Origin of the sequence: Microcystis sp. M061S2 (genome assembly GCF_020245605.1) — a bacterium.
GTDB lineage: Bacteria > Cyanobacteriota > Cyanobacteriia > Cyanobacteriales > Microcystaceae > Microcystis.
On record NZ_JADBUP010000014.1, the window covers coordinates 19,839 to 28,808 of the forward strand.

At 44.4% G+C, this 8,970-nt stretch carries 9 protein-coding genes and 1 pseudogene; 2 read left to right on the forward strand and 8 right to left on the reverse strand.

Features of this window, described 5'->3' with window-relative positions; translation table 11 throughout:
- Window positions 1–290 precede the first annotated feature (290 nt).
- Together IM475_RS02065 and IM475_RS02070 are read left to right on the forward strand one after the other, a co-directional pair.
- Entirely contained in the window at window positions 291–2,462 is a 2,172-nt protein-coding gene (locus tag IM475_RS02065; RefSeq protein WP_287726527.1) for a glutamine synthetase III family protein, read from the forward strand.
- A gap of 114 nt (window positions 2,463–2,576) precedes the next feature.
- A complete protein-coding gene (locus IM475_RS02070; protein ID WP_287726528.1) occupies window positions 2,577–4,070 on the forward strand; it encodes a carotenoid oxygenase family protein in 1,494 nt (497 codons plus the stop codon).
- A 44-nt stretch (window positions 4,071–4,114) separates the two neighbouring features.
- On the opposite strand, the gene IM475_RS02075 is transcribed toward IM475_RS02070, so the two are convergent.
- From IM475_RS02075 to IM475_RS02110, 8 genes and pseudogenes are all read right to left on the reverse strand, one after another.
- Complete coding sequence (locus IM475_RS02075) at window positions 4,115–4,990, reverse strand: Tab2/Atab2 family RNA-binding protein (RefSeq protein ID WP_287726529.1); 876 nt, start codon at window positions 4,988–4,990, stop codon at window positions 4,115–4,117.
- A gap of 124 nt (window positions 4,991–5,114) precedes the next feature.
- Window positions 5,115–6,134 carry a glycosyltransferase gene (locus tag IM475_RS02080; protein ID WP_287726530.1) on the reverse strand — a complete coding sequence of 340 codons (1,020 nt, stop codon included), beginning with the start codon at window positions 6,132–6,134 and terminating at the stop codon, window positions 5,115–5,117.
- 90 nt (window positions 6,135–6,224) lie between these two features.
- Complete coding sequence (locus IM475_RS02085) at window positions 6,225–6,548, reverse strand: DUF3593 domain-containing protein (protein WP_287658316.1); 324 nt, start codon at window positions 6,546–6,548, stop codon at window positions 6,225–6,227.
- Window positions 6,541–6,852: a DUF2499 domain-containing protein gene (locus tag IM475_RS02090; RefSeq protein ID WP_061430498.1), complete on the reverse strand. Its 312-nt coding sequence runs from the start codon at window positions 6,850–6,852 to the stop codon at window positions 6,541–6,543. Before IM475_RS02090 ends, IM475_RS02085 begins: the two co-directional genes overlap by 8 nt.
- Before the next feature lie 135 nt (window positions 6,853–6,987).
- Window positions 6,988–7,971, reverse strand: a complete 984-nt coding sequence (gshB, locus tag IM475_RS02095) for a glutathione synthase (RefSeq protein WP_287726531.1) — start codon at window positions 7,969–7,971, stop codon at window positions 6,988–6,990.
- Window positions 7,972–7,986: 15 nt separating this feature from the next.
- The gene (gene grxC / locus IM475_RS02100; protein WP_002791228.1) at window positions 7,987–8,247 is read right to left on the reverse strand and encodes a glutaredoxin 3; all 261 of its coding nucleotides are present in this window, start codon (window positions 8,245–8,247) and stop codon (window positions 7,987–7,989) included.
- Window positions 8,248–8,310: 63 nt separating this feature from the next.
- Window positions 8,311–8,541, reverse strand: a complete 231-nt coding sequence (locus IM475_RS02105) for a hypothetical protein (RefSeq protein ID WP_287726532.1) — start codon at window positions 8,539–8,541, stop codon at window positions 8,311–8,313.
- Window positions 8,538–8,970, reverse strand: a pseudogene (locus IM475_RS02110) (RNA-guided endonuclease TnpB family protein); the annotation flags it as partial. The gene IM475_RS02105 and the pseudogene IM475_RS02110, both read right to left, overlap by 4 nt.

Below are 8,970 nucleotides of genomic sequence, written 5' to 3' on the forward strand. Positions count from 1 at the left end.
GTTTTCTCAGTGCGATCGCTGGTGGAAGATCGGGTTTGGGATATTTGTAATCTTTGATACAAATCTCTCGATCATCTGTTCTTAAGATGAAGGCTGGTGTTGCTAATTGATCGGAAAAGAGGCCGGCGCAAGCAGATAAAAACCGCAGAGAAGCTTGTGCCGTGGGATCAAAATTATTAAGCGGAGAATAGCCTCTGACCGGAATTCAACATCAAAATCAGTAGGAAACTTGTCATCGCCTAAGTAAAGTAACCCTTCATCCACGACACAACAAAATAGGAAAAATACTTATGAGTTATGGAACGCGTGTTCAAGCTATCTCTCAAGTAACGGATCGTAAACCCCTACCTAGCAAAATTCCTCAGCGTTTAGAGGCCCTGTGGGCAACCGATGTTTTTACCCTGAGCAAAATGCAGGCCAGTCTTCCCAAAGACGTATTCAAATCGGTCAAAAACACGATTTTAACCGGGGGAAAATTAGACGTTTCCATCGCCAGTGCGGTAGCGGCTGCGATGAAGGATTGGGCCACGTCCAAAGGGGCGCTGTACTATGCTCACGTCTTCTATCCGATGACCAACGCCACCGCCGAAAAACACGATGGTTTTATCTCCGTGCAGAGCGACGGTTCGGTGATCACGGAATTTACGGGCAAAGTCTTAGTACAGGGGGAACCGGACGGATCCTCCTTTCCTAACGGCGGCCTTCGCTCCACCTTTGAAGCGCGGGGTTACACCGCTTGGGATGTCACCAGTCCCGCCTACGTCATGGAGACGGATAATGGTGTCACCCTGTGTATCCCCACGGTTTTCATCTCTTGGACAGGAGAGGCCCTCGACAAAAAAACGCCGCTTTTACGCTCGATTTCATCGATGAGTAAAGCCGCCACCAGGGTGCTGAAGCTCTTAGGACATACGGAAGTCGCCCCCGTTAACTCCAGCTGCGGTGCTGAACAGGAATATTTTCTCGTAGATGCTCATTTTGCCCATAGTCGCCCCGATTTACTGCTCACCGGTCGCACCCTATTTGGTAAACCCGCCGCTAAGGGTCAACAGTTCGACGATCATTATTTTGGCGCGATTCCCGAACGGGTTCAGGTGTTTATGCAGGAAGTAGAGGAAAGAATGTATCGCCTCGGCATTCCGGCCAAAACCCGCCATAACGAAGTCGCTCCCGGACAGTTCGAGATTGCGCCCTTTTTCGAGGCCGCTAACGTGGCCAGTGACCATCAGCAGTTAATTATGACTTTGCTGAAAAGTACGGCTAAAAAACACGGTTTTGTCTGCCTACTGCATGAAAAACCCTTTGCAGGAATTAACGGTTCGGGAAAACACGTTAACTGGTCCGTCGGCAACGCCACCCAGGGCAATCTGTTGGATCCGGGCGATACTCCCCACGCTAATATGCAGTTTTTGTTATTCTGTGGGGCGGTGATTCGTGGCGTTCACAAGTACGGGCCGCTTTTACGCGCAGTGGTGGCTACTGCCAGTAATGATCACCGTTTGGGGGCAAATGAAGCTCCTCCCGCGATTATTTCGGTATATTTGGGCAGCCAGTTAGAAAAGGTATTCGACCAAATTAGCCAAGGCCGAATTGAGGGTTCTGATGCCCCGGGATTGATGGATCTCGGTGTCGATACCCTGCCGGTATTCCCCAAGGATCCTGGCGATCGCAATCGTACCTCTCCTTTTGCTTTTACGGGCAATCGCTTTGAATTCCGCGCTGTGGGTTCTAATCAGTCAGTTTCCGGGCCGCTGGTGGCGATGAACACGATTCTAGCCGATTCCCTGACTTGGGTGGCGGATAACTTAGAAAGCCGGATGAAAGCCGGGGAAGACCTCAATACTGCCGCCGAGGGTGTTCTCAAGGAGATCATGGACAAGCACAGAAATGTGATCTTCGGAGGTAACGGATATTCCCCGGAATGGCACAAAATGGCGGTAGAAGAGCGCGGTTTGGCTAATCTCCGCACCACTGCCGATGCTTTACCCGTGCTGAAAGCTGATTATATCGAAGAACTGTTTGCCCGCATGGGTGTGTTTACCCCCGTTGAACTGGAAAGTCGTTTTGATGTCTATGCGGAACAGTATTTGCTGGCCATCGAGGTGGAGGCGGAACTGGTGGTAAGTATGGCTAAAACGATTATTTATCCCGCTGCCGTTCGCTACTTGTCGGAATTGTCTTTGGCGATCTCTAATGCGGCGGCGATCGGCATCGAGATCAATAAGGAAAACGCCCAAACCCTCTCGAATCTGATTAAGTTAATGATGGATAGCGTTGGCAAACTGAGTGAGTCCATGGCTAAAGACGATTTTGACTCGATCGAGGAACATATGCAGCATTCCGCTCAAACAATCCGTCCCTTGATGGATAAGGTGCGCGAATATGCCGACGCACTGGAAGGGGAAGTGGCCGACAATTTCTGGCCGCTGCCTACCTATCAGGAAATGTTGTTTGTTAAATAACACGACGGCAAGGAGGGGGTAAATAGGCTGAAAAAATGATTAGCCACCCCCTTCTTTTTATCTCTGGTAGTTTTAAGTTATGTTAAGAAAAGTAAATATAAACTTAAAACTACCATGGTATTAACTCCGACAATTGGCGAAAAATCCTATAATCGTCAGGATTGGCAAAAAGGCTATCAATCCCAACCTAACGAGTACGATTACGAGGTAGAAGACATTGAGGGGCAAATTCCCCCCGATTTACAGGGTACAGTCTTTAAAAACGGCCCCGGTTTACTCGATATCGCTGGCACTGCGATCGCTCATCCCTTCGATGGGGATGGTATGATCAGCGCGATTAGCTTCAATCAGGGGCGCGTACATTATCGTAATCGTTTTGTGAAAACCGAGGGTTATCTCCAGGAACAGAAAGCGGGAAAACCCCTTTATCGCGGTGTTTTCGGCACGAAAAAACCGGGGGGAATTTTCGGCAATGCTTTTGATTTGCGTCTGAAAAATATTGCTAATACTAATGTTATCTACTGGGGTAATAAATTACTGGCACTTTGGGAAGCGGCCGAACCCCATCGCCTCGATGCTAAAACCCTTGATACTATTGGTTTAGACTATCTCGATGGTATCTTAGAAAAAGGCGATTCTTTTGCCGCTCATCCTCGCATCGATCCCGCTTGTATCTTCGATAATCATCAACCATGTCTGGTAAATTTTGCCATTAAAACGGGTTTGTCTAGTTCAATTACTCTCTACGAAATTAGTCCCACTGGTAAGTTATTACGTCGTCATACCCACAGTATACCGGGCTTCTGTTTTATCCACGATTTTGTTATTACTCCCCACTACGCCATCTTTTTCCAAAACCCGGTTAGTTATAATCCTTTTCCCTTTCTTTTTGGGTTAAAAGGTGCGGGAGAATGCGTTATCAATCAACCGGACAAGTTAACTAAGATTATTATTATCCCCCGGGATCCTAACAAAAGAGAAGTGAAAGTTTTAGAAACTCCATCAGGTTTTGTCTTCCATCATAGCAATGCTTTTGAACAACTTGCCCCGAGCTACGTCGAAGGGGGGGAGAAAATTTATATTGATTCTATTTGTTATCAATCCTTACCACAACTGGATTCAAATAGCAGTTTTCAATCGGTAAATTTTGATAGTTTAGCTCCCGGACATCTGTGGCGATTTACACTAAATTTATCAGAAAATACCGTTACAAGAGAATGTATTCTAGAGCATTGTTGTGAATTTCCCAGCATCAATCCTGCAAAAGTTGGTCGAGATTACCGTTATTTATACATAGCTGCCGCTCATCATGCCACTGGTAATGCTCCTTTGCAAGCAATCTTAAAACTGGACCTATTAACGGGAGAAAAACAATTACATTCTTTTGCTCCCCGGGGATTTGCGGGTGAGCCAGTTTTTGTGCCTAAACCCGATGGAATCGCTGAAGATGATGGTTGGTTATTGGTAGTCACCTACGATGCGGCCAATCATCGATCAAATGTGGTAATCTTAGATGCTAAAGATATTACTAATTCCCTAGGGGTTATCCATCTTAAACATCATATTCCCTACGGGTTACACGGTAGTTGGACTGGACAATGTTTTTAAGTTAATTCCCTAGTGGTGGATTGAAAACCCACCTTGACTAAACTTTACTCTTGATAGCCTTCTTGTAGTAGCCAAAAACCAGCGAATGATTCCGATTCAGGGTTAGATTGAATGGCTAAAAAATGCAGATTATTGGCTTTTTGTTTAGCTTCTTCAAAGTTTTTAGCTTCGTTTAAAGTCTCGGCATTAGTGACGTTGACGAGAATCCAGCTATCACTAGCACCCGTTTCTAAACGTAGCAGAGGACGAGAACCAGTTTCTAACTTTAAATAGGCCATTTCTAACCCTGACATCCAACCAGCTAATGGTAAAGCGCGGGGAGAAAAAATAACTAAACCGGGGATTTTTAGATTCTCATCTAATCCCATTCCCAGTATAGGCAAATTTTCTCCGAAGCTAATATCCCAATCTTTTAAATCATTAAAAGAAGACAATTCTAGCGTGACAAAAGCCCATTTATCTGCCTTATCTCCCCGGACAGCATCGGGAAGGGGAACAGCATTTAAAGGGGGATAATTCACGGAAGCGGTTTTAGTTAAATTTTGATCATAACCAACTTCTTGAGGGTAGAAATTAACCATTCTTTCTTCTATCCATCTAGTTAAAGCATGAGTGCGACGACTAGGGGAAGCGGGAATACCGATATCCTCGCAAGCTTTGCTAATCATGTTATTCATCTGACGACGGAAAAAGCGAATTTTTTTGGGAGTTACTCCCGCTGCCTTGATAGCTGCAGTAACTGCCTCTCCTAACCATTGAGAATTAACCATCGTATTAGGACAATAACTGGCATATTTAAATATTGTATCGGAGGAGCGATCAATTGTTGCCGGAGTTTCACAGATTAATAATTCCCATCTTTTTTTATTATTTTCATCCACCACCGGCCGCGAATAAAAATCAAGTTCCCAAATAGTCATATTTTTTTCAGTTATCAGTTATCAGTTATCAGTTATCAGTCATCAGATTTGAGTTTTAAGTGAACAATATTAAGTGGCAAGTTCCGAGATTTCTTTTCACTGATTACTGCTCACTGTTTACTGTTTACTGCTCACTGAAAAATCCCCTATTCCCGACAACAGTACGAACGCGGTAGATAGGACGTTTTTGGGATTCATGGTAAGTTCGCATCAAAATTTCTGCCAAAAGACCAAAACAGAATAATTGTACCCCAGTTAAAAAGAATAACACGGCCAGGATTAACAAAGGTCGAGCGCCGATTGCTTGTCCGAAACCGAGTTTGAGAATAGTCAGATAAGTGCCTAGAATAATCCCCACTACCATCGATAACAGTCCGTAGACTCCAAAAATGTGCATCGGACGGGTGAGGAACTTTTTCATAAAAAAGACAGTAAATAAGTCCATAATCACGCGAATTGTGCGACCTAAACCATATTTACTCTGTCCGAACCGTCTAGCGTGGTGATTAACGGGAATTTCGGTTATTTTTGCCCCTTCAATAAAAGCTAACGCGGGTAAAAAGCGATGTAATTCCCCGTAGAGATTCATATCGGCCACTAATTCGGCTCGATAGGCTTTCAAAGAACAACCGTAGTCGTGTAATTTGACCCCTGTTACCTTGCCAATCAGCCAATTAGCTATTTTTGAGGGTAAAAGCCGTTTTACCCGGTCATCTTGGCGATTTTTGCGCCAGCCACTCACGAGGTCATAACCTTCCTCTAATTTGGCCAATAATAGGGGTATATCATTGGGATCATTCTGTAAATCGCCGTCAAGGGTAACGATTATCTGTCCCGTGGCATGATTAAATCCGGCAGCCATGGCGGGGGTTTGTCCGTAGTTGCGTCGCAATATTACCGCCTTGAGATCATCGCGATTTTTGGCTAAATTAGTTAAAACCTCGGTGGAACCGTCCTTAGAACCGTCGTCAACACAGATAATCTCGTAGTTAATTTGATAAGAACGCAAAATCGTGGCGATACTCTCGACGAGATGGGGGATACTGTCCACTTCGTTATAAATGGGAACCACTACCGATAAAGTCTGGATAGCAGCCTGCGGGTTTGGTTCGTTGACACTGATGGACGGTGTAATCGGGTACATAGTTGACTGACGCGGGGACGTTTTGGGGCGATTGTATCACAATTCAGTTATCAGTTATCAGTTATCAGATGTGAGTTGTCAGTTCACTGATTACTGTTCACTGTTCACTGCTCCCTGTTCCCCTTTCTCTGCTCCCTTTTTCGCTAAAATTGCCTGACGAAAACCTAAGACGACGAGAATATTGGAGAGGGTGAGGAAAAATTCGGCGCTGCCGTGTAACCAATCGACGTTGGCTAATTCTTGACCATAGTGGAGCTTGGCGTAGATACCGGCAGGAATGGTGATAAAAACGAAGATTAACAGCACATAAAAGCCAATTAGGGCTAAATAGGGCATTTTTCCCGAACGAGTGACAAACCAAAGAAACCCCAGATAGGGAAACAGGGAAATGGCAAATAAACTCTCTTTATTCATTGTTAACGCTAATTTTACTGGAACGCCACAGCCACCAACCGGCAGCACAGAGGGTAAAATTTCCTAAGACAGTCATGGCTGCCTGTAGGGTGACTAACCAGGATAAGGCACTGATATTATCAAAAAAATGCCATGTACAGGCACACATGGCCCCAATTAAAGCGGGTAACATTCCCCAAGATAACATTCGCCACGATCGATCGCTACTGATGTCGCTATAGGTCCAGACTAACCAGATCGCCGCTATCCATTCTACGACACTCGATACATGAACCATCCACGTCGGTATTGATAAAGCATTCATTTTTTTTATAGGAGAGAGGAGACGGGAGAGAGGAGACAGGAGATAGGAGACAGGAGATAGGAGATTGTTTTTATTTATTCTCCCCACTCTACACTCCCAATTCATAATTCCCACTCCCAATTCATAATTCATAATTCATAATTTATAATTTATAATTCCCGAAAAACTTTCTAGCCATTTAATCACCTGTTGACCTAAACTAACATTGTTTAATCGATCGATCTCGCGAATGCCGGTGGGACTGGTGACATTAACTTCGGTCAGATAGCCACCAATGACATCTAATCCGACAAAATATAGGCCATCTTCTCGTAATTTTGGGGCTAAAGTGGCACAGATTTCTAATTCTCGCGCGGTGATTTCTGTTTTTGCCACTCGTCCACCCACCGCCATATTACCGCGAAATTCTGAACCGGTGGGAATGCGATTAACTGCCCCGATGGGTTCACCATTGAGGACAATAATGCGTTTATCTCCTTCTTGGGCAGCTGGTAAATAATCTTGAATCATTACTGGTTCTTGTCCCCATTTTGTGCTAATTTCAATCATTGAATTGAGATTGCGATCTTCGGGACTAAGAAATAAAATTCCCTCCCCTGCTTTCCCCCCTAAAGGTTTCATAACTGCCGCCCCTTTTTGGTTGACAAATTCCCTAATCGTCGCTTTATCTTGGGAAACAATTGTGGCGGGCATTACCTGAGCAAAGTGAATAGTATATAACTTTTCATTGGCATGGCGTAAACCCCTAGTTGAGTTAATTACTTGGGTTTTTTGGGGGTCGATCAGATCTAATAAATAGGTGGCATAAAGATAGGCAATTGTCACGGGTGGATCTTTTCGCATCCAGACAAAATCGCAGTTTTCTAGACAGGTAAAAACTGTCTCTTGTCTTTGATACCATTGAGATACAGCCACCCAATGATTATCTTTTAACTCCACAGGAACCAGTTCAATTCTGGTTAGTTTTGCCCAAGCTTTTCCCGCAATCGCACTGAGATCAGTGATGGAAGTCATCCAGATTTCATGACCTAATAATTGGGCTGCTTCCATGATAGCTACACTGGTATCATGGCCCGGATCTAGATACTCGATCGGATCGATAATAAAGGCTAGTTTCATTAATAGTTTTTATCCTTAATTCTGTAACAGGGGAGCTAAACCACCACTTCTATCTAAAGCATAGATGTCATCGCAGCCCCCGATGTGTTGATCGTTTATAAAAATTTGTGGTACACTTGTACGACCATTGGCTCGATCGGACATTTTGGCTCGCGCTTCTTCATCACCATCGATACAATATTCGGTAAACTCCACCCCTTTTTTCTTGAGTAATGCTTTAGCGCGGATACAGAAAGGACAGGAACTCCAAGTATAGATCTCAACATTAGCGGCCATAAAATTTATCTCCCTTCTTTACATATCTTAAATTTTAGCCGATAACCGAGCAGTGATCTTCCTTCAGGTCAGAAAACGCCAATTAGGGCGATTCCACTGATATATTCCTTGTATTTCCCATTCTTCACCGTTTTGAAAGCGAATACGGCAACTAACAGAGCGAGAATCATCTTCACTTTCATTTACTTCTATTACCTCACAGGGAAACCAGTCGCAACTATCGGCAGCGTCTGCGGGAATCCATTCCCTTGACATCCTCACCGCCGTAAACGGACGGCGATTCCCAAACCTCACGATTTGAGTTTCTGCTTCTGTCCCGAAGGATTTTTCGCACCTGCCTTAACAGATTTACTCTGTTCTGGTCTTATGGTCGCTCTTCAGACTGACACCGCAAGCCCTGCAGCCAAAATGTTTTTACTGGCGTTAACATCTCGGTCATGGTGAATCCCACAGTCTGGACAGTCCCACTCTCGAATATTTAACGGCATTTTCTCAGCAATATGCCCGCAATTACTACATCTTTTAGAGCTAGGAAACCATCTATCTATTTCGATGTAATTTCTCCCATACCAACGGCATTTGTAGGCTAATTGTCTAGTTATTTCTCCCCAGCTTACATCAGATATTGCCTGAGATAATTTCGGGTTTTTGACCATATTCTTGACGGCTAAATTCTCAACCACAATCGTTTGATTTTCACGAACTAATTGAGTGGTTAGCTTA